Raw genomic sequence first — 24,478 nt, forward strand, 5'->3', positions numbered from 1 at the left:
TGCACTTGTAATGATATTTTTGATGGTTGCAAGTCTACTTGGAGCTTTATTAGTTTAAAAAAGTAAGGCTATTTGGAGGTTATTAAATGGCAAAAATTAAAATAGGGGCCGTAGTGGCAGAATTCAATTATGATATAACACATATGATGTTAGAATTGGCAAAAGAACATGCCAAATTTTTAGACTCAGAAATAACTGAGGTTATTACTGTACCTGGCGTTTTTGATATGCCTTTAGCAATTAAAAAACTTCTGGAAGAAGATAATGTTGATGCGGTTATTACACTGGGTGCAGTCATAGAAGGTTCAACATCCCACGATGAGATTGTGGTTCAACATGCTTCCCGTAAGATAGCTGATCTAGCACTGGAATATGACAAACCAGTATCTCTTGGAATATCCGGACCAGGTATGACCAGATTAGAAGCTCATCAAAGGGTTGAATACGCTAAAAGAGCTGTGGAAGCAGCAGTTAAGATGGTGGAAAGGTTAAAATAAATTTATACTACTTTTAATCTTTCTCATTTTAAATTTTTTTTAAATAGTTTGTATTGGAGTTAATTTTTCCTTATTTATTCAAATTAAAATATTTACACATCAACTTTATTTAAATTACTTTTTTTGTTAATTCAATACTGCCCCGTCGGATCGGTGAGTAAAACTCTTTCATTACTCCTCTTTTCATAACACTGCAATGTGAATTATATAATGCTGACTACTTATAGAAAGTAATAGATAATTTAAAAAAAAATAAATGATTTTAATTACTTTTTTAGAGATATACCTAAAAATTAAAGGTTTAATGCCATTAAAAAATCTTTTAAAGTTTTAAATTATATTAATAAGAGTAGATCTGATATAACTTATATATCTAAGATTAAGATTAAATAGTAATAAGATAGAAAGGGTTGTTTGTTAATAAATTATTGATCAGAATTTTCCAATTATTAAGATATACTAAAGGTGGATATCAATGGAAATTTTAACGCCTAAAGATTTGAAAAATAAATTTAAAGACCCTTGGATCGCTCCATACCATAAAGTAATTACCATGGTTGATGATGACCTTGTAGAAATTGTGGAAATCCATCCATGTATTGGAGGCTCAGAATGGGTGGTTTACCAATATAAAAGATCCAGTGATTTGGTATTAAAATCAAAAAGAGATGGTAATAAGCATGTTTTCCTTGTAAAAAAAGGAAAAACCGATTTGAAATTGAAACCAAGCTTTTCTGCTGCGGGAATTGAAGAAATTTCAGTTGAAAATAATGAAGTGAAAGTTGTTCACGCCGGCCTGGCAGGGGCTGGTGTAGGTGCTGCAATGTGTCGAGGAATGGCAGAAGGTGTTAAAAGAGTAGAACTCTATGATGTAGGTGGGGGTTCTAAACTTGGAAAAGCAGCAGTCATAACTCCTTTAATGGAAAAAGTTGTAATTGGAATCGATGATACTGACACTAAGGAAGAAGGAGCCACATGGACTCTGGCCAACAATGTAGGTGTTGAATTAAGCCAAATGGGTTTTGAATACCTTGATCATATAATAGTGCAACTTTATCCCCATAATCCTAACAAAACACAGAATTGTGTAGCTATTGCATTGGTGTTTGCTGTAAAGCCTGGGCAAAGAGATAATTTAATAGAAAAAACTGCTGAACTTTTAAAAAAGAGTACACTTTCTAATAAAACATCAATGGCCATACTGGATGGTATCAAAATTCCTGAAAAACTGAGAGAATACTCTGATGCAGCTAAAAAATCCATGATAACTGTGGAAGAAGCTGAAAAGATGGCAAAGGATCTGGGCATCCAGTTGGTAGAAGTAACTGGATCACAAGGCAAGATAGGAGCTTTGGCGGCGTTGGGACTCTATGATGATTTAAAAGAAGCTGTTAAAGTTTACGATGAATAAACAATAATCAATTCTTTTTTTTAAATTTTTAATAATTAAAAATAAAATTTAAAAATCTACCATCACCATAAGGAGCAAATTCCATATCCGTGTTAACTTTATTGGAAATTTCAATTTTTATCACATGCGAACCCCAGTATAAATAATAATCTCTGTTAATGTCGTTAACTTGAATAGTCCTCATTAACACACCGTTTATGTAAACACCATACTTACCATTCTTAAATACGCCTGAACTACTTGATACTTTTTTATCGTCCACATAAATATTTATTAATCTTCCACTTTTACTATCGGTTTTAAGAAAAATACCTTCATTTATGGTAAGATTATTTTTAATTGTTCCGTTTATATTTAGGGCTTTTTCAGCGTAAAGATTTTTAAAAACATTTCTAATGTTACTATCAGGGATAACATCTCCTACTGCTATACCTAGAACTGATCTGGCATCTGCAGGTACGCGGATTATATTATCTTCTCCTGGCCTTGTTTGAGTGATATTATATTTGACATCTTTTATGTAAATCGAATCATTATAATTTAGTCCCAACGTGTCAACTGCACCTTTAGGTACTCTTAGCATATTGTATTCATCTTCTAATGCACTATCAACAGTGTAAGGCCCTCTAACATCAAATGTTTTGTTTTCAGATGGTTGTTTCCATATTATTAGATTTCTTGATGTAGGTTCAATGGATATTTTCCCCTCGTCCACATGTACAGCTCCTAAAAACGAAGTTAGCATCAGTATTAATATCAATCCTGACACCAGTATTGGGAAATGCATGTATAAAAATGATTTTGTTGATCGGGCCCGGCCACTGGATTTAGATATTACAACTAAAGATCTTCTAATAAGTTTTATAATGTAATAACCGGCCATTAACAATCCAATTACTGTTATTGCAATTCCCAGTAATGGAGGAACAAATCTCACAAAAAATAAAGAAAACAAACCTAATGTAGCTAGAGATAAGCCCAAAATGCCCATTCGTATAAATTTGCCTAAGGCATCCATCATGGTAACTCTACCATACTCCATGGCCCGATCCATTATGGTTCTGACCACTTCTGTAGCCACTAAATTTAATTCTTTAAGTGAAGATAAATTATGGTCAATTTTTCCAATGTCTACTTCTTTAATTTTTATTCCCATCACATCGGCGTCCAGAACTATCCCCACGTCAACTCCGTAGTCTTCTTCAAACTTAATGTTATTTAGAAAATTTCTTTTTGCTGCAAACTGTCCGCTTAATGGTTGATCAAATTTGATTTCTGGAAAAAAGAAGTTTAATAAAGGTTTAGCAGTTAATTCAGTTACTCTTCCTGCCTCTCTTTTAAATTTAGTTTTAGTAACATCTGCTTTTCCTTCAATAATAGGCATTATTATACTTTCAACTTGTTTAGAAGTCAGGTGATGAAGATCTGCGTCAATGAAAGCTACAACATCCCCTCTAGAATACTTAAACCCTGTTTTAAGGGCAGAACCTTTTCCTTTATTTGCATCATGTTTAATTACAGTGGCTCCAGCTTCTTCTGCTATTTTAGCTGTTTCATCCTCGGAACCATCATCTACAACAATTACTTCCAGGATGTAATTTAAGGATTTAACTACTTTAACCACATGTTCAACAGTTCCTGCCTCATTATAAGCAGGTATTACGACTGATATTTTAAAATTACTATTATTTTGCTGTTTATTGACAGTTAATATGAGCAATAAAAAAATTACAATGATCCATGCCAATATGTGCACCTCGAAGTTTTTTTAATGTTGGTATCAACTTAATTAAATAATAGGCTATATAATATTTTTTAAAAAAACTATTTATCAAGTTTTTATCATAACTATTATAAGAATAATTGAAGGTGTAAAATGAATACCAAAGTTATGATTTTACTGGGAAGTTCATCTGATTTTAATATTGCGCAGAAAGCCATAAATGTTTTGGAAAAAATTGGAGTAGGCTACGATATCAGGGTTGCATCAGCCCATAGAACCCATGATAAAGTAAAGCAAATTGTCGTAGAAGGTACAAATAAAGGTGTAGATGTATTTTTAGGTATTGCCGGACTTTCAGCACATTTATCCGGTATAATGGCTGCCAATACATATAAACCAGTTGTTGGAGTGCCTGTAGATGTGAAAATAGGTGGAATGGATGCCCTTTTTGCAAATGCACAGATGCCTTTTGGTGCTCCGGTAGCTACAGTAGGTATTGACCGGGGCGAAAACGGGGCCATTCTCGCATGTCAAATAATTGGTATGTATGATGAAACAGTTAGAGTTAAAGTATCAAAGATGCGTGATGAATTCTTTGAAAAAGTACAAAAAGATGAAAAAGAACTCTTAAAAAATGTAGATGGACGTTATTATACGCCCAGAAAAATTGGTTCAAAAAATAATGAGAATAATAACCCTAAAAAATCATCTTATAATGACAATATTAAGAGTATGGATGATCCACAAATAGCTGTGATTCCTGGAAGTTATTCAGATATGAAAATAGCCAAAAAAACCACAAATTTTCTGGAAAAAGTTGGAATTTCATATGATATGAACATTATATCCCCTATAAGATATCCAAATAGATTTGAAAATTATTTAGACCGGGTAGAAAATGTAAAGGCATTTATAGCAATCTCTGGTTTATCTGCACATGTAACTGGAGCAATTGTGGCCCACTCTGATAAGCCAGTTATAGGGGTGCCGTGCCCTGTACAATTAGGTGGATTAGATGCCTTGTTATCTATGATTAATATGCCGCCAGGAGTGCCAGTTGCAACTGTGGGAATAGGAAACGGAGGAAATGCCGCATTGCTTGCAGCTGAAATGTTAGCGCTGGAAAATAATGAAATTAAAGATAAAATATTTCATTTAAAAAAGCATATAATTTAATTATTGTAAGTTATTCAATATTATCTTTCAACAAAAATTGTCAATACTCAAAGAGAAGATATAAATGTCCGACATAAAAAGAAATGGTCAAAATTTAGGCAAAAATAAGAAATCATGTCAGAATAGTAATTGCAGATGTCCTGCTAATTATCTGCTAATTGGAGTTTTTATAATATTAATAACATTATTTATCGCCACTACCCTCTAAAAAGAAGGTGAAGCAATGAAAAATTTTTTAAAAACACTTGAAGCTGAATTTGAAGTAATAAAAGTAGATGAAGAATTATCTACAAAATTTGAAGCTGCTAAAACTTTAAGAAACCATCCTAAAGACTTGGTTTTATTAGAAAATATAAAAGAATCCCCAATAAAGGTTATATCCGGCATATGCAACACCCGCAAGAAAATTGCCCGAGCTCTATCCTGTGAAGTATCCCAAATAACTTTTAAGATCATGGAAGCCATGGAAAATCCCATCCCTATATCCAAAATAGAATCAGTGGCTGATAATTTTCAATTATCAAAAAATGCTGATTTGTACAAACTACCCATTTTATATCACTATCAAAAGGATGGTGGAGCATATATAACTGCAGGAGTTATTATAGCTAAAGATCCGGATTCTGGTATAAGAAACGCGTCAATACACCGGATGTTAGTACTGGGAAAAGACAAACTTACGGTGCGTATTGTTCCCCGCCATTTATACACTTATTATAAACGTGCTGAAGAGCTAAAAAAACCATTGGATATAGCTATTGCAATAGGGATCCATCCTGCAACCCTACTGGCAACAACTACTTCCATTCCGTATAATGCTGATGAAATGGAAGTGGCTAATCACTTCCATAAGGGAGAAATGAAACTAATTAAATGTGAAACTGTGGACCTGGAAGTTCCTGACTGTGAAATACTATTGGAAGGCCAGTTGATACCTCATGAAAGAGCAAAAGAAGGACCTTTTGTTGATTTAACCGATACTTATGATGTTATTAGGGACGAACCCGTGATCAAACTTAAAAAAATGCATTTAAAAGAGAATCCAATTTATCATGCTATTTTACCGGCAGGTTTTGAACATAGACTATTACAAGGTTTGCCCCAGGAACCTAGAATTTACAATGCTGTCTTGAACACATTACCCACTGTGAAAAATGTTGTTTTAACTGAAGGCGGATGTTGTTGGTTGCATGCGGTTGTATCCATTCATAAACAGACCCAAGGAGATGGAAAAAACGTTATTATGGCAGCTTTAGCTGCTCATCCTTCCCTTAAACATGTTGTTGTTGTAGATGAAGATATTGATATATTTGATCCTGAAGATGTTGAGTATGCGATAGCAACAAGAGTCAAAGGTGATGATGACATAGTTATAGTTCCTAAAGCCCGTGGATCATCACTTGATCCTTGCGCCCTGCCTGATGGTACCACTACCAAGGTAGGTGTGGATGCCACCAAGCCTTTAGATAAGAAAAATAAATTTAAAAGGGTTAGTTTAACTGAATAAAACTTTTCTATTTCTTTATTAAAAATAACAACACTTTTTTAATTATTTTTAATAATTAAATTAAAACATCGATTTTAGCTCCACATTTCATGCATTTATTGTCTTTAATATTATTTTTGTTAACTTGAAAACCGTTTCTTTCAACTAAAAGTTCACCACACTGATAACAGTAAGTGTTCTCTTTATCAGTTCCACTAACATTACCCATATAAACATAGCGCAATCCTGCGTCTTTAGCAATTTTATATGCCCTTTCCATGGAGTCTATCGGTGTGGGAGGGACATCTTGCATTTGATAGTGGGGGAAAAATCTGGAGAAATGTAATGGAACTTCTATACCCACTTCTTCAACCATAAATTTAACTAAATCTGTTACATGTTCTTCAGAATCATTATAGCCGGGTATTAGTAGATTAGTAATTTCTATATGAATTTTTTTATCATACATGCGTTTAATAGTTTCTAAAACAGGTTCTAGATGTGCACTGCAGAGATCATGATAAAATTTATCATCCATACCTTTTAAGTCGATGTTGGCTGCGTCAAGATAAGGGGCCATTAATTCAAAAGAGTCTTCAGTCATGTAACCATTGGTGACATAAATTGTTTTAATACCTTCCTTTTTGGCCAGTTTTGCAGAATCATAGGTATATTCCAGCCAGATTGTTGGTTCGTTATAAGTCCATGCTATGGACTTACAATTATATTGTTTACAAAGATCTACTGCTTGTTCTGGAGGAAGTTCACGCAGGGAACTTTCATCTATTGTTGCCTGGGATATGGTCCAATTCTGACAGTAACGGCAGCGGAAGTTACACCCTACTGTTCCTAGTGATAGCACATCTGTTCCAGGATAAAAGTTGAACAATGGTTTCTTTTCGATAGGGTCGACTGCCAATGAAGATACTGCAGCATAAATTAAAGTATTAAGTTTTCCTTCATCGTTCTTTCTGGTCTGGCAAAATCCTAGTTTTCCCGGTGTTATAACACAAGTTCTTGCACATACATGGCAATTTACATTGCCGTCAAGTTTATCATATAGTATTGCCTCTTTTTTCATGGCTACCACTCAGATGTTCATATCCCCTAGGTGTAATAATATTTGTTTTTCCATCTTTATACACTATTTTTATTTCACCAAATGAAGTAACTTCACCAATTTTATGTAAAGAAATCTTTTCAGATAAATCTTCAAATTTTTCATTTTCTATTGTAAGGAGAAGTTCAAAATCTTCCCCATAGTATAAAGCCATTTCTAAAGGATCTTTATCTAAAATACGAGCTAAATCAAAAACCTCTGAAGGTATAGGTAGTAAATCCTGGTAAATTGTTATCCCAATATTTTTTGAGGACGATGTGACTAACTCACCAATTTCACTAATCAATCCATCAGTAATATCTGTAGCAGAAGTCACATATTTGGATTTAGATAATTCCATAGCCTTTTTTAGAGGAGCTCCAGGATCTAATGCATGTTTAATTATTTTTTCTTGAAAATCCTTGCTAATTTCTATTTTTCCAGAATCATTAAATAAAAATTCAAATCCTGCAGCGGCCAGACCAATGGAACCAGTTAAAGCCACCACATCCCCTGCGTTGGCTCCACCCTTTGTTAATACATTTTCTTTCCCTACAATTCCAATGCAAGTTCCTGAAAGAGTGATTTCATCTGATTCGTTGGTATCACCACCAATTAAAGACATATCATAACTAGAACAAGCCATAAGTATGCCATCAATAATCGAATCAAAATCTGCAACTTTCATATCACCAGGTAAGCCCATGGAAACTATAATTCCAATTGGCTTTGCTCCCATAGCAGCAATGTCGCTGACATTAACTGTTACTAATTTTTTCCCCATTTGAAAGGGTGTCATTTGTTGAGGGAAATGTTTAGATCCAAATAACATGTCAGATGTTACCACAAGATAATATTCTCCAAAATCGAGTAATGCAGCATCGTCACTAAAACTATCAATGGATTTTTCGTTTAAAAAAAGAGAATTATATTCTAAATTTTTAGTTTTTTTCAAAATCCGTTGAATTAATTTTTTTTCACCTAAATCAGAAAGAACTTTAGAGGGCATGATAAACCCTTTAATATATTAAGATTAATAAAAAAATGGTGCTAGAGTGATTTATTCACTCTATCCTTTATAATATCCACAATTCTTGGATCAGATCCCAGTGGCTCTGTATAAATAATTTCGCCACCAAATTCTATTTCTTCCTCTTCTTCATCATGGCGGTGGCTATGCTTATGTGAGTGCTCATGGCCATTATCTAATCCCAATATGTGTGGAATGTCATGTTTAGTGTGAACTCCGTGGGCTAAAAATACAGGAGTTACAATTATCTTTTCTACACCGTTTTTAGCAAGTTTGTTGATGGCTGAGGGTATAGTGGGTTTAGTCATCTCCATAAATCCTACTTCAACCAAATAATCTTCGTTTTCTCTGTACATCTGGGCCAAATTAGTTACTACCTCTTTACCGTAGGGTAATCGACTTCCATGCCCCACCAGCAGAACTCCTATTTTACTCGTCTTTAATTCTGAATTTGAAACCATATGATATCACTCCGTCGTCGCCTGCTTCTCTAATTTTTCTAAATACCATTTCTACTTCTTTTCCTATTTCAACTTTTTCTATGTCACAATCCACAATTTGGGTTGTGATTTTAGCACCTTCATCTAATTCGACGATTGCAACTACATAAGGTGCTATATTTTTAAATTCGTCAGTAGGGGTTTCTATAACTGAATATGTTAAAATTTTCCCCTTCCCAGTGAGATTGATATCTTCTAATTTTCCTTTTCTTCTGCACTCCGGGCATAATATCCTTTTGGGAAAAAATACCTTTCCACATTGTAAACATTTTGAGCCTATAAGATTATATCGTTGCGGGATGTGACGCCATGCTCTTACAGTTTCTGTCATTTAAATCCTCCAAGTAATATTTAAATAAATTTTTTTACTTTAAATTAGTTAACCGATTGTTTAAAAGTTGATTTAATGATTAAACTGATTTTAAAATCAATCAACTCTAAAATAGTGCCTAATTTGATTTTTTAAAAAATTATTTAGTCATTTTATTCTTGGAAATTATGGTAATTAAATCCTTTGGTTTTATGATTTCTGATCTAAACGGAACCAGGCAGGAGAGTGGAAATGATCTAAGATGGATAAGCAGGAATCTGATTTTATTATTAATAAATTTAATGATAGTCATACTTATTTATGTTAACCAAAGCAAAAAGTATTAATATAATAATAATTAATTAATAAGTATTACAAATTATTGATGCATTTTTAAGGTGAGTTATATGGATGAAAAAGGTTATATTATTAGTTCATTATCGTTTTTACTCATCATTCCAGCCATATTATTAGTTTTTGTACTTTTAGACGTAAATAATGCTGGAATTGAAACTTCAAGTTTGACTGTTCAGTCCAAAAATGTATTTTATGTGGCTAATGATTTAAAAAATAATATTCAATTAATATCAAAGGAAATCATCAATGAAACGGCCCTGAAAATAATTGATAATGGAGCAGTCAAGGACAGCAGAAAAACAATCAAAGACCAGTTACAGTTAAAAATCAATCAACTTATAACAAATTATGAGTACAGTGACGGAGTTAATATCAATTGCACTATCCGTTCGGTGGACAATGGTAATGACCCATTTATAATACAAGTTAATTCTACTATACAGGTTTCAAAAAATGGTGTGAGCCATAACGAAAATGTGAGTCAAAATGTGTCCCTTGAAGGACTGCCGGATTGTCTACCTTTTATAAAATGTAGAGGATATGGAAGGCTAGATATAGTTGATGATAGGATAAATTACAATTCTTGTCTATTCAACCTTTTAAATAAGAAAAATATAATCAATTTTTTCGTTTATATTAACGCCACCTCGCCTTATTTGATAAAAAGGTGTCCTTACCATCCCTACATTACTCATGAAAATTTTTTAACTCTGAAAAATTGTATAGATAATGGATATTATCACGAAAGCAATGACGGTGCTTGTTATTTGTGCAGGATGGAAGGTAAAGGTGTGTGTCCACATTATGGTTTAGAAACCTTTATAATTTCTTCTCCAATATCTAATTCAACTTTGACACTTGCTCCCTGTTCAGTTGATCATGTGATTTTCAATGAAACCGTGTTTTGTGGAATGGGACTTCACTATCACCAAGATACTTTAAAATATTATAATATCTATTTAGACAATGGACATCGTTCTAAATATGGTATAAAGAATTATTAGAGAATTAAAATGAAAAGATTAATTAGAGATGAGGATTGTCAAGTCTTCTCAATAGATGTTATGCTTGGTTTGATAATAATTGTCGTCATAATGGGAATATCAGCAGATTCTATGGATCTGATAAGTTATAAAATACAGGAATTTAGCTATAGTTCATCGATGGAAAGGATTGTAGAGGATGCTGCTGATGTTTTAATTGAAACGCCAGGAACCCCAGAAAACTGGGAAGAATGTGATCCTAACGTGGATATAAGCCCTGGACTTGCACAATATGATAATGTAACAGGTAAAACTGTCCCTAACACCCTATCCATTAAAAAAATATCAAAATTACAAAATCATTATGAGGAACTTATTTATGGAAAAATTTTGCCAGATATCATGCATTCTACTATGATCATAATTCCATTAGATTCAAAATTTAAGCCCTTGATAATACACGAAGATGAAATAGATGAACAATCTCCAGATACATTTATTATAAATAGAACCATTTTAACAAATTATATTGACTCAAAAGTTGTTATAAACATTGGGAACAACATTAATTCAGCAAATACCGGTGCAAAAAATTTAAATTATGAAAAATGTCCCCATAATGATTTAAATGGAACATATAAACATGAAAATCCAAAAAAAGGACAAAATCCGTTTTGGATTTGTAAACATTTCACATTATCTAAAAAAGAATTAGATTCAAGTGATTTTTATGTTTTTACTGAACCACTTGGCAATATTAACACTGTAGAATGGATTATTGATAGGAATGAAAAAATTTCCAATAAGGGGAATAGATTTGATTCCAAACCAAGATGTGTAACTGATAGGATACAGGAAGTTCTGGGACAAGATGAAAATGCAACTTTATGGTTGCATGTGAAGATTTCAAGTAATCAAAATCCGTTCATGATTTATTTAGTAAGTTTACCTAAAGGTAATCCCATGGAAATGGTGAGTATTGAATATTTAAATCCCATACCTTGTAATTTTATTTTAAAAGCTTGGATTTAGTATCTTTTTAAAAAAATTATTTTTTTATGTTATATTCAATTTAGTATTAACATTATCACTAGAACCAAGCTGTTTGTGGCCAGTGGATATGTGAGTCTTGTTGATATAGGGATTACTATATTATTTGGATCCCAATCATTTTCATAGCTTTTAAGAGAAATTAAAGCTGTGGAAGAAAGGAGTATTATCTAAGAGAATACTCCCAAAAACGGAGATAATTGTAAAATCCATTATACTCATGCTTTCGAATCCCATTAGAACGCTGAATCCTTTAGCCATAAAAGCCAAGAAAATCGACATCATAATGGTTAAAATAATAATAGAAGCAATATTTTCACTTAATATTCTTGACCTTTTAAGTTCAGGGGATAAAGTGCCAATATGTAGATTAGAATTTAAACAGACCCTAATGCTCCAAATAGGTTACCCCTCATACCTATTGCGCCAGGAATTAAAACAAGTAATCCCGGAAATGCCTCCAGCTGCGAGGTCATCATACTTAAAAACAAGCCAGCCAGTATTCCTCCTAAATATTGATAAGTATAGCAATAAAACTTTCACCTAAAACTCGTTTTACATCAGCGCAAAATAATGAAAGTTTGTTTAATGCTGAAAATGGTGCATAAAATAATTTGATAGCGCTTTTAGAGATTACTATAACAACTTCGACTAGAATTAGTGGTATATTTTCTATGAACTTCCTGATCTTCATAAAAAGTTGATCTAGATTCGTCACTTGGATCACCAGCTATCATAAATCATACACCCCGTCAAACTTTTCTAAAGATCGTCCATTTTAATCTCATTTTTGGCTAATTTCCTTAACAGATCCGCGCCAACTTCGTTTCCCTTGGCAATAAGTGTGTCTTTACTGCATAGAATTGTATTTCTGTCTGGTCCATAAATCCAAGATTCATTTCTTCTTATTGCAATTACTCTCATACCAGTCCTTGTGGCAAGAAGAAGTGCTCCCAAAGAATTATCTGATAGTTCTGAACCTTTATTTATAGTGACTCTAACTATTATTTCTTCTGACTCTTCCATAACCATTTTAAAAACAGGATGTGGCTTAATCCCTTTTAAAACCAGATCGGCTATGTCCTTGGCAGAATTAGCAATACTTTCTGCAGCTTCACCAACCTCGAGAAGGGCGGTTAATTTTTCAGCGTCTTCAACAGACCTTGCTGCAAGGAGAGATTCCTTTTTTATCTCATAGTTAAGTCGATTAACCTTATTTTCTAGTTTTAAAACTTCTTCAGCCGCATCTTTGCTATTAAAAAGCAGGGCGGAGTAGGCCAGATCAACCATCAGCTCGGACATGTTCTTCATTTCGATCAAGATATCCTTAACACTTTTCGACACCTTTCATCCTCCAAATCTAGGTAATAAGATTAGAATATATTAAGATAAAAACTTTTTCAATTTTATGAAAACCTATCATCAGTCAAATACTAGAAGAGTGTACTAATACTGAAAATTTAATGACCCAAATTACTATGCATGAAAAATTTAGGTAAAAAATGGACTAATATTATAATTTTCATCATTCATTATATGTGGTGTGTATACATTCTCTTCTTAATTTTAATAGTTCTTTCTTTTTATTTTTAAGGTCATCTGTTTCTTTAAGAATTTTTTGAAGTTTAGGTAATATGCACTCCACTGTTTTATCTTCATGGATCCATAAACAGTCAAGACAGCTCCATACATTTTTACCTTTAATCCATTTTCCACCGGTAGAACTGTCTCCACAAGGATAAAAGGGACAATAACAGAATGTACAATTCTGTGGATGTTGGTGGCAAGGATAATATTCGCATTCCAGGTTAGATCCCTCTACTATTTCCCCCTTTAAAAATTTATCATAAAATTCAACAGCCGCAGAATGAATTTCTGAGGGAACCACATACCCTCGTGGTGTGATCATATATCCTTCGCAGACATAAGTCATAGAATTTCCAACTATCAAAGTAGTGGACATATTAATCTCTTTGTCTGGTAAATCTTCAAGAGTGGTGATTTCAACTTCTGAAACTTCATCTCGACTCATAACTATTCCAACAGGTGTAGACAATTTTTTATACTTAATCAGAAGATTATAGGCTTCTTGAAAAGGTTTTTTACGAGTTTTACTTAACGGATTGTAAAACGCTATGACGAAGTCTCCCTTACAAGCACTCTCTACTTTTCTTTTAATTTCAGATAAAGGAGTTAGTATATCACTTAGACTAATAACAGCAAAATCGTGTAAAGGAGCCCCTAAAAGAGATGCAGCAAAATTTACTGCTGTAATACCAGGGATAACTTCTACAGACAAACCATCGTATTTTCCAATTAACTGAAAAAGTACATTACCCATTCCAAATATTCCAGGATCACCAGAACTAACCAGCGCAACATTTTTACCTTGAAGAGATTTATGAATGGCCATTTCAGCCCTTCGTATTTCATCTCCCATCCCTTTTTTTATTACTTCTTTGCCATCTAAAAGATCCTGAATAGGTTTAATATATCCCTTATATGCTATTACTACTTCAGCATTTTTTATGGCTTCAACTGCCTTAAAACTAATGTTTTCTCGTGATGGGCCTATCCCAACTATACTGATCAATTTAATCACCTTAAATATCGGATTTCAGTAGGTATAATGGAACTTGATTAAATGATGTTTATTTGATATATAATCACTAACTACGTGTTCATATTAGTATTGGCATACAATCTACCGACGGAAACTATTTTAATAGTATTTACATTTATTTCAATACCTTTTGCAGTCATATTACCTACAGCAGTGGCCCGAATACTATAAGTTTCATTGGGAGCTATAACTATAGTTCCTCCTGTTTTATTACTGCCGGAACCGCTGATAGACTCTTTATATCCTGTAGCTGTAATATTTACCTGGAAATTTTCATTGTCTGTATCGGCGAAAGTTGTGATAGTTAGAGTATCCAGATTTATACCATCTATACCACCCTTTGTTTTAAGAGCTTCTACCACTTCAGTAGGGTTAGTTGCATTAAATGAATCTGGTGTGGGGGTAAATGTAGAATTAAGGCCTTCAAAATTCAGGAGCGAAGCTATTGCATTTATCTGGAAATCAAATAATTTTTCAATGTCTGGGGGTTGAGATGTAACAATAGTGTAAGAACTTACCAGTCCTGCTTCAAAAAACAAGAAGAAGACTAGAAGAAATAGTATGAATTTTATGATTCGGGACACATAATCACCTTTATATTAATTTTAAAATTTTTTTTTGTATTGATTTATAAAATCTACACTTAAAACAATTTAACATTTAGTATGATCCATTTTAAATACTGTTTTTAAGTAAATGATCCGTATCTTCAAAAAGATTATATTAACATATTTAATGTATGAATTTTTCTAATATGAAACTAAGTTATTTATTTATTTTTTTAAATAAAATTTTTATTAGAATCAATCTTATAATTGAAGTTAATAATATATAGTACTAATAAGTTTTTAAGGGTTAAGTTATGAGTGAAGATATTATCATAAAATTTGCTGATGCAGGGATTTTAATAAACGATACTGCGTATGAAATGATTAATAAACTTAAAAATCCTTTAACTATTACTGAAAAAATAATAAAGGATTTAAATAAAAAGGATAAAGAGTTATTAATCTTAACAGAGGATGATTTAAATTGTTATATCCCCAGCCGGGCCGCATCTCCGCTTTCATCCTTGCCTAAAAGTATATCGAAAACCGTGGAAGATGTTACTTCAGAGGAAATAAAGGTTAAAAAAACTTCAGATTTTGTTAAAAAAGATAAAAAACCTAAAACTTTTAATTTTAACATCATACAGGATACTAGTAAGCAATCATATACTAATGGGGAAATTAAAGATTTATCAAGCTATTTTAACAGCAGATATCAAAAATTAAGAGGTTTAATACAGAAAAGGGGAAATATGCAAGATAGTGTTACTATTAAAGATATTTCAAAATCCCAAGATGTGGTAAAAATCATAGGAATAGTCAATGATATAAGAACCACTAAAAATAATCACAAAATTATCGAATTAGAAGATGAAAGCGATGAAACTATAGTTCTAATCCATAATGAAAATCATAAACTCTTTGAAAAATCTGAAAACATTGTAAAAGACGAAATAATTGGAGTAATAGGAAGTAGGAAAGGAACCATGGTTATCGCATCAGAGGTTATACATCCAGGTGTACCTCGTGTTGAAGAAGTAAATATGGATTTTAGCACTGTTTTTCTCTCAGATATTCATATTGGTAGTTCCACATTCTTAGATAATGCATTTTCCAAGTTCATAAGCTGGATAAATGGTGATTATGGCACACCTGAACATCATGAAATTGCCAATGATGTTAAATATTTGATAATTGCAGGGGATATAGTAGATGGAATAGGTGTATATCCTCATCAAGAAAAAGAGTTGATAATAAAGGATATTTATGACCAATATGAAGAGGCAGCAAGACTTATAGGTGAAATTAACAGGGACATAAAAATAGTAATAGCCCCTGGAAACCACGATGCATCCCGACTGGCTGAACCCCAACCAGCCATACCTATCAAATATGCTGAGGAATTATATCAATTGAAAAATGTGGAATTTGTAAGTAATCCGTCCTGGGTAAGTTTAGATGGTATAAAAACCTTAATTTACCATGGTAGAAGCTTTGATGATCTGGCAATGACTGTAAAAGGACTATCACATCAAAATTCAGATTTAATCATGAAAGAGATACTTGAAAAAAGGCATATTGCACCAATATATGGTGAAAGAACCCCATTAGCATCAGAAGTAGAAGATCACCTAGTCATAGATGAAATTCCGCACATATTTCACACGGGACACGTTCATATAAACGCTTATAAAAAATATAAAGGTATTCACCTTATTAACTCAGGTACCTTCCAGTCTCAGACAGAATTCCAGAAGATCTACAACATTGTGCCAACATGTGGAGAAGTACCAATTTTAAATCAAGGTGTTTTTAAACAACTTAAATTTGCTTAAATTTTTTAAAATAGCTAATTCATGTTTATTTTATATGGGAGGTTTCAAAATTAGAAAATTTGTAATCAATAAAATTGTGGAAACATGCCATTACCTGTATCAGCGCAAACTAGTTTCTGGTAAAGGTGGTAATGTTAGCTGTAAATTTGAAGATTCAGGAGAGGTTAAAATTGCCATAACTGGAAGTGGCACCTCCTTTAAAACCATTGAAAATAAAGATGTGTTAATTACGGATTTGTCAAGTAATATATTATCTGGAGATGGAAAACCATCGTCAGAGTTAGGAATGCACTTGGCAATCTATAAAAAAAGACCTGATCTAAACAGTATTGTTCATACCCATTCACCATATACCGCTGGATTTGCTTTTTCTGATAAAAAATTAAAAAGATTAGAAGGTTTTGGAGCGATAAAAAATGAATTTATTAGTATGGTTGAATATGCTCCTCCCGGCTCCATTGAATTAGCAAATTACACTTCAAAAGCAATGGAAAAAGAGAATGTAGTTTTACTTAAAAGTCATGGCTTAATAGTTGCAGAAAAAGATATAGATGAAGCTGCTCTTCTTGCTGAATTTATTGAAGAATCAGCTAAAACCCAGCTTGTAGGTTATATACTTAGTCTCTGATAGATTCTAGTTCGCTTAAAACGTTCCAAATAAGAGTTCGGGCATGTATAGGTATATTAGGATCATTACTAATTTCGTCTAGTATAGAAATCACTGTACTCGCCCTTATAGTAGAATCTTCATCCTCATTCATCAATATATCATTTGATTCCTCAGCTGCGCGCCTAATATTTCTGGGCACACTTGTATCTTCCATTATATGTTTTAATATTTCAGAAACGCGATTAAATGCATCATTACTCATATTATATCCTCCAGAATTAATAAATTATATGAAAATTTAATTATTGTTATCCATGTTGGTTTATATTAACTGCCTTAAAAACCTTTTGCTGATAAAAAGATCCATATTTAATCAACAGTATTTACTGTGATAATCATTAAAAATGAATAATAACTGATTTTAAAATTCATATTTGATTATATGGAAATTAAATTTGAATATAATGATTAATAAAGTTAGTATAATAAAATTAATTTATTAAAATTCAATTTTATTTATTTAAGGGATTTTAAGGTGAAATTGCTGCAGCTACAGTTACACCATTGAAAGCTATTTTTTTAAGAATTAAATGAGAATTTTCACCAGCACTTATCAAAGCACACGGCTGACAGACTCCTCCCACACCAAAGATTTCCTTTACAAAAGGAGAGTCATCATATTCATTACTTTTAAAATCCTTTAAAACATGGTGAGGGATTATTTCAAGCGGAATATCATGTTCTAATGCAAAATCAGTGATTCCTTGTTCATATTTTTTCATTTCTGCAGTTGAAATTGAATCAATTCTTTCAATAGGTATGTTCAAATAATTTAAAGCATTTTTAACTGCCAAATCGACTTTAATTTTAGAAACACCTTTTTTTGAGCCAATACCTATCACGAATTTTTTAGGTTTTAACTCTAATGAATCTGAACCAGTTGAAGCTTTAATTAAATCGTCTTTCGAATTTTCAGAGAAAGAATATGTGTTATTAATAATAGAATATCCTTTTAAAAATTTGAATTTGGGTGGTATGGATAAATTAACATTTTTATTTTCTATGATGGCAGAATTAATTATTTTAATTTTTTCAGATCCTTGAATTCCCAGTAGATATTGCCTCGCTAACTCATCAATACCAATTTTTCCATGAACATCTGTAGATGTAGTTATAACTGCATTTGCATTTGTTAATTTACTTATCTTAGTTGCAAAAGCATTTGAACCCCCTATATGTCCAGATAATAGACTTATAACATTAGATCCTAGATCATCCATGACTAAAACTCCAGGATCTACAAATTTATTTTTTTTAAATTTGCATAAATTTCTAACCATTATTCCAGTTGCCATTATACCAAGAATCATCTCATATTTTGAAAAAATCTGTTTTAAAGTGTTTTTCACATTTTTCTGGAAGATATCAACTTTGAATATTGTAGGGTCCTCTTCTAGTTTCTCAGATATCTTTTTTGCTAATTCATATCCAGATGAACTAACAACAATTATGGCTATTTTCATTTGATCACAATCTAATTTAATAATATATATTGATTAAATAATATTTAACGATTTGAAACATCAATGAGATTTAAGTTATATATAATTATTATTTTCTAATACTAACCTCTAATTGTTAGTTATAATAAAGTGAAGGTTAGAATTGATATAAAAAATGCATAAAGTAAGGATGAAATTATTATAAATAGAGCTATGGTTATTTCAGTCAATAATATTGCCTCATCTATTGTTTCAATTTCCAAAGAATTGATATTGTTACCTAACTGATACACTCCTTTCTTGGTCAGTTTAACTTTTAAAGCACCAGCTGCTGCTGCCATAGAATATCCTGAATTTGGACTGGGTGTATTTTTAGCATCTCTTATCATGATTTTATAGGCATTTTTCCAGTCTTTCTGTAATATAAATGCTGAAAATATAATTAAAAGTCCTGTTATTCTGGCCGGTATATAATTGAGGATATCATCTAATTTTGCTGGAAACCAGCCTATTTCAATATTTTCAGGATCCTTATAGCCGACCATTGCATCAAGTGTGTTTACTACTCTGTAAGCTACACCACCCAATACTCCTAATAAAAATGAATAAAATAATGGTGAAATGATAGAGTCTGTAATATTTTCAGTGAGACTCTCAATACTGGCGGAGATTAACTCTCTTTGTGTAAGATCAGATGTATCTCTGCTCACAAGATATGATACAGAAATTCTAGCTTCATTAATATCAAATTCTAAATTATTTTTCACATTAATGATCGAAGTAATAAGGAATTTGATTGAAAAAATAGAAGATAATATTATAGATCCTACTATCAAATAGATTAAATCATTGATTTTAGATATTTCAAGAAATATATAAGCAATTAAAACAAATATTATTATTGTTAAGAAAGTTAATAAAATACCAGTCCACTTACTGTTGAAAGGCGCTAATAACTTTTTAAAATAGTCAATAATATTTCCCATCAAAACAACAGGATGGATTTTTGTAGGTGGTTCTCCAAACAATATATCTATCAATACAGCAGTAATAATTATGAATAATATTTCCATGGATTTCATTTGTATCCATTTCATAAAAAGTCTTATTGATTTTTAATTTCTTCATACAAAGGTGTTAAAATGAAAAATTTAGAGGATAAAATACAAAAATGGCTCTCAGATGAAGGTTTATTTAGAAAAAAAGTTCATGATGATAATAGTAACTTTCATTTTTTAATCCATTATCCTGATGAGCATGTAATGGATGTTATACAACCAAAAGGAAAAAAAGATATGATAGTTGTAGGCTGTGCAACCAATGTAAGTCCTGAACATTTAAATGAAATGAATAAAATGTCAGCCAAAGAGAAGGAAGATTTTATTTGGGATTTCAGGTTTGGATTAAATAAATATACTGTTGATTTCCAAATGCAACATCCTGAAAATGTGCTAAATAATTTTATTGTAACTACGGAAATATTTGAAGATGGATTAACCAAGGATAAATTGATTTCCTCAATAAAAAATATTTTTCGTGCAAAGATACAAGGTGTGTGGAGAATACAAAAAAAGTTTGGTACCCATGATGAAAGCGAAAAGGGTATCTCTGATTCTATGTATGTTTGAATAAATTATTTAAACATTGTATTGTTGAATAGTAGAAGATTATTATAATATTTTTCATAAAATAAGCTATAAAAAGAAGTATAAATAACTAAAGATACATTTCCAGTGTAAAATTTTTAATGAAAATATTGTTGAAAACGGAGATACATTTCCAGTGTAAAAATTTCAAACTATCAATGAAAGTTAACAAAGAGAGATACATTTCAAGTGTATTGAAAAAAAGTTGATGTTATAATTAGTAAGAGAGGTACATTTCAACTGAAAAAATATTAAAGATAACAATAATATTTAGGTAAGAGAGATACATTTCAAGTGAAAAAATAAAAAGCATATCTTTAATGATTTTAGAGGTACATTTCAAGTGAAAAATTATTAAGTTAAAATCAATTAAAACAATTTTAAAAAAATATTAACTAAAAATTAATAGTTAATTAGAAAATAATTCACTTATGTTTCTTTGATACTTAATCAAAGATTTAAAATTATTTTAAATTTTAATTTTTTCATAATATTGTCTTTCTAAATTTTTGTTCCTGAAAATTTTTTATTTAGTTGTTAATATTTAAAGCTCTAATATAACTTAAAACTATTTAATAACTATTTTTATAACCTTTTAAGTATTAAATAATTATATATAATATAAAAACAAATTATTATACGTTGAATTAATATTTTACATATACAAAATAATAGTTAGTATTATATTCATACTTTTTTTACACTTGAAATATATGTCTCACTGAATTTACTCTTAATATATTTTATTTCATTACAGTTGAAACGTATGTCCCTCTTTGTTTTTCTATGTAATATTTGATAAGTTACATTTGAAATTAATCAAATTTTTTTATTTTTTTAATTTTTCATCGAATTTACCATAACAAAAAAAATTTTACACTTGAAATACATCTCTCACTTTCAATAAATATATAACCAAGTTGCAAACACTATTATATTTTGTAGTTGGGACCCAAATGTTATTATTGATTTCATTATTATTAATACTACTTTATAATTGAACTTGTCAGTGTTTTCTAGCAGAATAAGTCCTACTTTGATTTAAAGAACATTCCAATATTAATTACATTAATCTAATATTAATATTAGGTAAGGGGTATTTCATGAATATATTTGATGAATTAGGAGATAAACACAGCGTTTTTACAGATAAAAATTATCTTGATCATAGATTTTTGCCAGATAAATTACCTCACAGAGAAACACAGATAAAATCTATAGCAAAATATTGGATTGAAGCTTTAAGTAATGTTACTCCTCCTGATATTACTATATACGGTAAAACTGGGACAGGTAAAACAGCGGTTGCTAAATTTGCCATGAAGCAACTAAAAGAAGCTGCAAACAATAACGCTGTTAAAATTCGAACAGAATATATTCGTTGCACCGATTATACAACAGAATATCAAGTCATTGCCAGATTATGTCAGCAGATGGGTCGTGATGTTCCCTACCGTGGATGGACCAAAGCCGAAGTTATACACGCTTTTAGAAATCTTTTCAAAAAAAATGCATTCGGTAAAGATTTAATTTTGTTGGTTGTTCTTGATGAAATTGATATATTACTAAAAAATGATGGTGATGGTCTTCTATACACATTAACCCGTACTGATAACGTTTCTATTTTATCTATTAGTAACTATGTTGACTTTAAAAAATTTATAAAACCAAGGGTAAAAAGTAGTTTAAGAGATCGTGAAATTGTATTTCCTCCCTACGGGGCACAACAATTAGTTGATATATTGGAAGAAAGATCTACATTATCATTTAAAAAGAATGCGCTAAGTGATGATGTAATTCCTTTATGTGCAGCCCTAGCAGCTAAAGAAGAGGGAGATGCTAGATACGCTTTGGATCTATTAAGGACTTCCGGAGAAATTGCTGATGAAAAAGGTTCAGAAATTGTTTTAGGTGATTATGTAAGAGAAGCAAAAGATTTCATTGAACACAACAAAATAACTGATATTGTAATGACCCTTCCAAGCCAACAACAAAGAGTTCTCGAATCAATACTATTTTTGACTAAAAGAAGAGAAGAAATTACTTCTGGAAGACTTTATGAAGTATATAAAGATGTTTCAAAAGGTGACACTGTTTCATATAGACGAATATTTGATTTCATCAATGAACTGGAAATGTTAGGCCTTATATCTACAAACACTGTTTCGAGAGGAAGAGCAAAAGGCAGAACCAATATTATTGATTTACAATGCGAAACATCGATTTTGGAAGATGCAATATGGGGAATGTAACAGCCAACATGGAAAAATATTAACATTCATATTTTTATATTAACTAAACCTTCATTATTATTTTTAAATAAATTTTTTAATTTTAGACTATCAATTATCTGATTATTGACTTTAAAAGGGCCATGCGTACAGGAACACCATAAAAAGCCTGTTCAAAATATTTACTATATGATGTTGTATCCACATCATAAGAAATTTCATCAACCCTTGGAAGGGGATGCATTACTATTAAATCAGTTCCCTTTAATAATTCTGAGTTAATTAAATATGCTCCTTTAATTTTTTGATATTCTTCTGGATCAGGAAATCTTTCTTTCTGTATCCTTGTAACATACAAGACATCTACTTTATTCAAAACTTCATGAATATTTTCAGTTTCTCTGGCCACTACATCCATCTTGTTTAAATCATGTACTATTTCAACAGGCATTTTTAGTTCTTTTGGTGATACAAAACTCATTTTGACATTGAACAGTGCTAGTGCATAAGCTAAAGAATGAACAGTTCTACCATATTTCAAGTCACCAATAAGTGCTACATTTAAGTTTTTTATTTTTCCAAAAATTCTTTTCATGGTATAAAGGTCCAACAGAGTTTGGGTAGGATGCTGACCAGCACCATCTCCTGCATTGATAACAGGTATATCTACCAGATCTGAAACATATCTTGCCGCACCTTCCATTTCATGCCTTATAACTATTGAATCAGCGTATTCACCAACCATACGTGCAGTATCAGCCAGATTTTCTCCTTTTGTCATGGAACTACCAGCAGCTTCTGTAAAACCTATTACATTACCACTTAACCTTTTCATTGCAGTTTCAAATGATAATTTTGTCCGGGTAGATGGTTCGTAAAATAACATTCCCAAGATCTTTCCATAAAGTAGATTAGAAGTTTCTTGTGACCTTGCAATCGGCTCCATTTTTTCAGCTACATTCAAAATATACTTAATATCTTTCTTACTGAAATCTTTAATCGAAATAACGTTTTTCTGATTGAAGGTCATAAAATCACCTTTATATATATTATCAGGTATCTCTTATTATATTAATTATATTTTTAGACTTCTTAATCAAATAACTATAACTTCCGGGCAAAGGTTAAATAGCCCGTATGACCTGCCATTCTAGTTTTTGGACGAGTACCTTTATTTTTTAATTCCATTTCTCTAAAGATACATTCTACAGTCTTAATATCTTTTAAATCATGTTTATTTAACACTTTATTGAGAATCTGAAACTGTTCAATATAAGGGTTATATGCTGCCAAATAACCTCCTACTTTAAGTGATTCTTTCACTCCTTCGACAAGTTCCCAAGGTTTGGGAAGATCTAAAAAGATCAAATCAACATCCTTTTCTTCAATTCCCTCTTTCATGTCTTTACATTTTATTTCGACATTTTCAAGACCAAAACCATTTACATTCTTTTCAGCTATTTGGGCAAAATCTTCCCTAATCTCATAGCTGTAAACTTTGCCTTGGTCACCTACCACATTTCCAAAATAAAGAGCAGTGGTTCCAGCTCCAGTTCCTCCTTCAACAACCACAGAACCTGCACCAAGGCCAGTATAAGCCATAATAATACCAACATCTTTTGGCAATAATATGGAGCAGCGACGCTCCATAAGTTGAATATAATCATTCACATCTCTTTTTAAGACTTTAAATTCCTTATCCATATGAGATTTTAGGATCTGACCTTCTTCACTTTTTTCTATATCTTCTTTTTTTATAAACCCAAAATCAGAATGAAAATCCTTATCATTGGATATCATATATTTTTTCCCTCTTTCATCCATTAAAATTCTCAATTTATCACTTCTCAGTTTTCATAAT

25 protein-coding genes are annotated in these 24,478 nt (G+C 31.5%); 11 read left to right on the forward strand and 14 right to left on the reverse strand.

Annotation, left to right across the window (positions count from 1 at the left end; all coding sequences use genetic code 11):
• The first annotated feature begins 86 nt into the window (after positions 1–86).
• The gene (locus CIT01_05320; GenBank protein ID AXV37656.1) at positions 87–497 is read left to right on the forward strand and encodes a 6,7-dimethyl-8-ribityllumazine synthase; all 411 of its coding nucleotides are present in this window, start codon (positions 87–89) and stop codon (positions 495–497) included.
• A 475-nt stretch (positions 498–972) separates the two neighbouring features.
• A complete protein-coding gene (locus CIT01_05325) occupies positions 973–1,908 on the forward strand; it encodes a hypothetical protein (protein AXV37657.1) in 936 nt (311 codons plus the stop codon).
• Between the two features lie 28 nt (positions 1,909–1,936).
• On the opposite strand, the gene CIT01_05330 is transcribed toward CIT01_05325, so the two are convergent.
• Positions 1,937–3,655, reverse strand: a complete 1,719-nt coding sequence (locus CIT01_05330; GenBank protein ID AXV37658.1) for a dolichyl-phosphate-mannose-protein mannosyltransferase — start codon at positions 3,653–3,655, stop codon at positions 1,937–1,939.
• Positions 3,656–3,784: 129 nt separating this feature from the next.
• Between CIT01_05330 and CIT01_05335 the strand changes: the two genes are divergently transcribed.
• Together CIT01_05335 and CIT01_05340 are read left to right on the forward strand one after the other, a co-directional pair.
• Positions 3,785–4,807, forward strand: a complete 1,023-nt coding sequence (locus CIT01_05335; GenBank protein ID AXV37659.1) for a 5-(carboxyamino)imidazole ribonucleotide mutase — start codon at positions 3,785–3,787, stop codon at positions 4,805–4,807.
• Between the two features lie 223 nt (positions 4,808–5,030).
• Positions 5,031–6,314, forward strand: coding sequence for a hypothetical protein (locus tag CIT01_05340; protein ID AXV37660.1), 1,284 nt, complete (start codon positions 5,031–5,033; stop codon positions 6,312–6,314).
• Positions 6,315–6,369: 55 nt separating this feature from the next.
• Here the strand turns inward: CIT01_05340 and amrS are convergent, their stop codons facing one another.
• The 4 genes from amrS to CIT01_05360 are packed head-to-tail and all read right to left on the reverse strand — an operon-like array spanning position 6,370 to position 9,253.
• Positions 6,370–7,374, reverse strand: coding sequence for an AmmeMemoRadiSam system radical SAM enzyme (gene amrS / locus CIT01_05345; protein AXV37661.1), 1,005 nt, complete (start codon positions 7,372–7,374; stop codon positions 6,370–6,372).
• Positions 7,349–8,401: a thiamine-phosphate kinase gene (gene thiL / locus CIT01_05350; GenBank protein AXV37662.1), complete on the reverse strand. Its 1,053-nt coding sequence runs from the start codon at positions 8,399–8,401 to the stop codon at positions 7,349–7,351. Before thiL ends, amrS begins: the two co-directional genes overlap by 26 nt.
• A gap of 41 nt (positions 8,402–8,442) precedes the next feature.
• Positions 8,443–8,883, reverse strand: a complete 441-nt coding sequence (locus CIT01_05355; protein ID AXV37663.1) for a sirohydrochlorin nickelochelatase — start codon at positions 8,881–8,883, stop codon at positions 8,443–8,445.
• Entirely contained in the window at positions 8,852–9,253 is a 402-nt protein-coding gene (locus CIT01_05360) for a transcriptional regulator (GenBank protein ID AXV37664.1), read from the reverse strand. Before CIT01_05360 ends, CIT01_05355 begins: the two co-directional genes overlap by 32 nt.
• A 386-nt stretch (positions 9,254–9,639) precedes the next feature.
• On the opposite strand from CIT01_05360, the gene CIT01_05365 reads away from it, so the two are divergent.
• From CIT01_05365 to CIT01_05375, 3 genes are all read left to right on the forward strand, one after another.
• Positions 9,640–10,593, forward strand: coding sequence for a hypothetical protein (locus CIT01_05365; GenBank protein ID AXV37665.1), 954 nt, complete (start codon positions 9,640–9,642; stop codon positions 10,591–10,593).
• Between the two features lie 9 nt (positions 10,594–10,602).
• On the forward strand, positions 10,603–11,604 hold the full coding sequence (locus tag CIT01_05370) for a hypothetical protein (GenBank protein ID AXV37666.1): 1,002 nt from the start codon (positions 10,603–10,605) through the stop codon (positions 11,602–11,604).
• Positions 11,605–11,842: 238 nt separating this feature from the next.
• Entirely contained in the window at positions 11,843–12,169 is a 327-nt protein-coding gene (locus CIT01_05375) for a hypothetical protein (protein ID AXV37667.1), read from the forward strand.
• On the opposite strand, the gene CIT01_05380 is transcribed toward CIT01_05375, so the two are convergent.
• From CIT01_05380 to CIT01_05395, 4 genes are all read right to left on the reverse strand, one after another.
• Positions 12,131–12,340, reverse strand: coding sequence for a hypothetical protein (locus tag CIT01_05380; GenBank protein AXV37668.1), 210 nt, complete (start codon positions 12,338–12,340; stop codon positions 12,131–12,133). The two genes, CIT01_05375 and CIT01_05380, sit on opposite strands and share 39 nt — an antisense overlap.
• A 44-nt stretch (positions 12,341–12,384) precedes the next feature.
• On the reverse strand, positions 12,385–12,966 hold the full coding sequence (locus CIT01_05385) for a potassium channel protein (GenBank protein AXV37669.1): 582 nt from the start codon (positions 12,964–12,966) through the stop codon (positions 12,385–12,387).
• A 181-nt stretch (positions 12,967–13,147) separates the two neighbouring features.
• A complete protein-coding gene (cobJ, locus tag CIT01_05390) occupies positions 13,148–14,215 on the reverse strand; it encodes a precorrin-3B C(17)-methyltransferase (protein ID AXV37670.1) in 1,068 nt (355 codons plus the stop codon).
• An 80-nt stretch (positions 14,216–14,295) separates the two neighbouring features.
• Positions 14,296–14,829: a hypothetical protein gene (locus CIT01_05395; protein ID AXV37671.1), complete on the reverse strand. Its 534-nt coding sequence runs from the start codon at positions 14,827–14,829 to the stop codon at positions 14,296–14,298.
• A 278-nt stretch (positions 14,830–15,107) separates the two neighbouring features.
• On the opposite strand from CIT01_05395, the gene CIT01_05400 reads away from it, so the two are divergent.
• Positions 15,108–16,628, forward strand: a complete 1,521-nt coding sequence (locus CIT01_05400; protein AXV37672.1) for a DNA polymerase II — start codon at positions 15,108–15,110, stop codon at positions 16,626–16,628.
• 34 nt (positions 16,629–16,662) lie between these two features.
• On the forward strand, positions 16,663–17,256 hold the full coding sequence (locus tag CIT01_05405; protein ID AXV38733.1) for a fructose-bisphosphate aldolase: 594 nt from the start codon (positions 16,663–16,665) through the stop codon (positions 17,254–17,256).
• Here CIT01_05405 and CIT01_05410 read toward each other — a convergent pair.
• The 3 genes from CIT01_05410 to CIT01_05420 all read right to left on the reverse strand — a co-directional run bounded on the left by CIT01_05410 (position 17,246) and on the right by CIT01_05420 (position 19,813).
• Positions 17,246–17,500 carry a hypothetical protein gene (locus CIT01_05410; GenBank protein AXV37673.1) on the reverse strand — a complete coding sequence of 85 codons (255 nt, stop codon included), beginning with the start codon at positions 17,498–17,500 and terminating at the stop codon, positions 17,246–17,248. The genes CIT01_05405 and CIT01_05410 overlap by 11 nt on opposite strands.
• 268 nt (positions 17,501–17,768) lie before the next feature.
• Positions 17,769–18,761, reverse strand: coding sequence for a cobalamin biosynthesis protein CbiG (locus tag CIT01_05415; protein AXV37674.1), 993 nt, complete (start codon positions 18,759–18,761; stop codon positions 17,769–17,771).
• A gap of 119 nt (positions 18,762–18,880) precedes the next feature.
• On the reverse strand, positions 18,881–19,813 hold the full coding sequence (locus CIT01_05420; protein AXV38734.1) for an adenosylcobinamide-phosphate synthase: 933 nt from the start codon (positions 19,811–19,813) through the stop codon (positions 18,881–18,883).
• A gap of 69 nt (positions 19,814–19,882) precedes the next feature.
• Between CIT01_05420 and CIT01_05425 the strand changes: the two genes are divergently transcribed.
• Together CIT01_05425 and CIT01_05430 are read left to right on the forward strand one after the other, a co-directional pair.
• Positions 19,883–20,368: a hypothetical protein gene (locus CIT01_05425; protein AXV37675.1), complete on the forward strand. Its 486-nt coding sequence runs from the start codon at positions 19,883–19,885 to the stop codon at positions 20,366–20,368.
• A gap of 1,121 nt (positions 20,369–21,489) precedes the next feature.
• Positions 21,490–22,638, forward strand: coding sequence for a cell division control protein Cdc6 (locus CIT01_05430; GenBank protein ID AXV37676.1), 1,149 nt, complete (start codon positions 21,490–21,492; stop codon positions 22,636–22,638).
• A 94-nt stretch (positions 22,639–22,732) separates the two neighbouring features.
• Here the strand turns inward: CIT01_05430 and pyrB are convergent, their stop codons facing one another.
• Positions 22,733–23,647 carry an aspartate carbamoyltransferase gene (gene pyrB / locus CIT01_05435; protein AXV37677.1) on the reverse strand — a complete coding sequence of 305 codons (915 nt, stop codon included), beginning with the start codon at positions 23,645–23,647 and terminating at the stop codon, positions 22,733–22,735.
• Between the two features lie 74 nt (positions 23,648–23,721).
• Positions 23,722–24,453, reverse strand: a complete 732-nt coding sequence (locus tag CIT01_05440; protein AXV37678.1) for an SAM-dependent methyltransferase — start codon at positions 24,451–24,453, stop codon at positions 23,722–23,724.
• Positions 24,454–24,478 lie beyond the last annotated feature (25 nt).

Source organism: Methanobacterium sp. BRmetb2 (assembly GCA_003491285.1).
Lineage (GTDB): Archaea > Methanobacteriota > Methanobacteria > Methanobacteriales > Methanobacteriaceae > UBA117.

Excerpts from the sequence above, each read along its gene's own strand:
- CIT01_05355 (AXV37663.1), bottom strand. The coding sequence starts at position 8,883 with ATGGTTTCAAATTCAGAATTAAAGACGAGTAAAATAGGAGTTCTGCTG.
- CIT01_05360 (AXV37664.1), bottom strand. The coding sequence starts at position 9,253 with ATGACAGAAACTGTAAGAGCATGGCGTCACATCCCGCAACGATATAAT.
- pyrB (AXV37677.1), bottom strand. The coding sequence starts at position 23,647 with ATGACCTTCAATCAGAAAAACGTTATTTCGATTAAAGATTTCAGTAAG.
- CIT01_05335 (AXV37659.1), top strand. The coding sequence starts at position 3,785 with ATGAATACCAAAGTTATGATTTTACTGGGAAGTTCATCTGATTTTAAT.
- CIT01_05375 (AXV37667.1), top strand. The coding sequence starts at position 11,843 with ATGCTTTCGAATCCCATTAGAACGCTGAATCCTTTAGCCATAAAAGCC.
- CIT01_05410 (AXV37673.1), bottom strand. The coding sequence starts at position 17,500 with ATGAGTAATGATGCATTTAATCGCGTTTCTGAAATATTAAAACATATA.
- CIT01_05340 (AXV37660.1), top strand. The coding sequence starts at position 5,031 with ATGAAAAATTTTTTAAAAACACTTGAAGCTGAATTTGAAGTAATAAAA.
- CIT01_05425 (AXV37675.1), top strand. The coding sequence starts at position 19,883 with ATGAAAAATTTAGAGGATAAAATACAAAAATGGCTCTCAGATGAAGGT.
- amrS (AXV37661.1), bottom strand. The coding sequence starts at position 7,374 with ATGAAAAAAGAGGCAATACTATATGATAAACTTGACGGCAATGTAAAT.
- CIT01_05320 (AXV37656.1), top strand. The coding sequence starts at position 87 with ATGGCAAAAATTAAAATAGGGGCCGTAGTGGCAGAATTCAATTATGAT.
- CIT01_05370 (AXV37666.1), top strand. The coding sequence starts at position 10,603 with ATGAAAAGATTAATTAGAGATGAGGATTGTCAAGTCTTCTCAATAGAT.
- CIT01_05430 (AXV37676.1), top strand. The coding sequence starts at position 21,490 with ATGAATATATTTGATGAATTAGGAGATAAACACAGCGTTTTTACAGAT.
- CIT01_05415 (AXV37674.1), bottom strand. The coding sequence starts at position 18,761 with ATGAAAATAGCCATAATTGTTGTTAGTTCATCTGGATATGAATTAGCA.
- CIT01_05400 (AXV37672.1), top strand. The coding sequence starts at position 15,108 with ATGAGTGAAGATATTATCATAAAATTTGCTGATGCAGGGATTTTAATA.
- CIT01_05325 (AXV37657.1), top strand. The coding sequence starts at position 973 with ATGGAAATTTTAACGCCTAAAGATTTGAAAAATAAATTTAAAGACCCT.
- CIT01_05405 (AXV38733.1), top strand. The coding sequence starts at position 16,663 with ATGGGAGGTTTCAAAATTAGAAAATTTGTAATCAATAAAATTGTGGAA.
- thiL (AXV37662.1), bottom strand. The coding sequence starts at position 8,401 with ATGCCCTCTAAAGTTCTTTCTGATTTAGGTGAAAAAAAATTAATTCAA.
- CIT01_05365 (AXV37665.1), top strand. The coding sequence starts at position 9,640 with ATGGATGAAAAAGGTTATATTATTAGTTCATTATCGTTTTTACTCATC.
- CIT01_05420 (AXV38734.1), bottom strand. The coding sequence starts at position 19,813 with ATGGAAATATTATTCATAATTATTACTGCTGTATTGATAGATATATTG.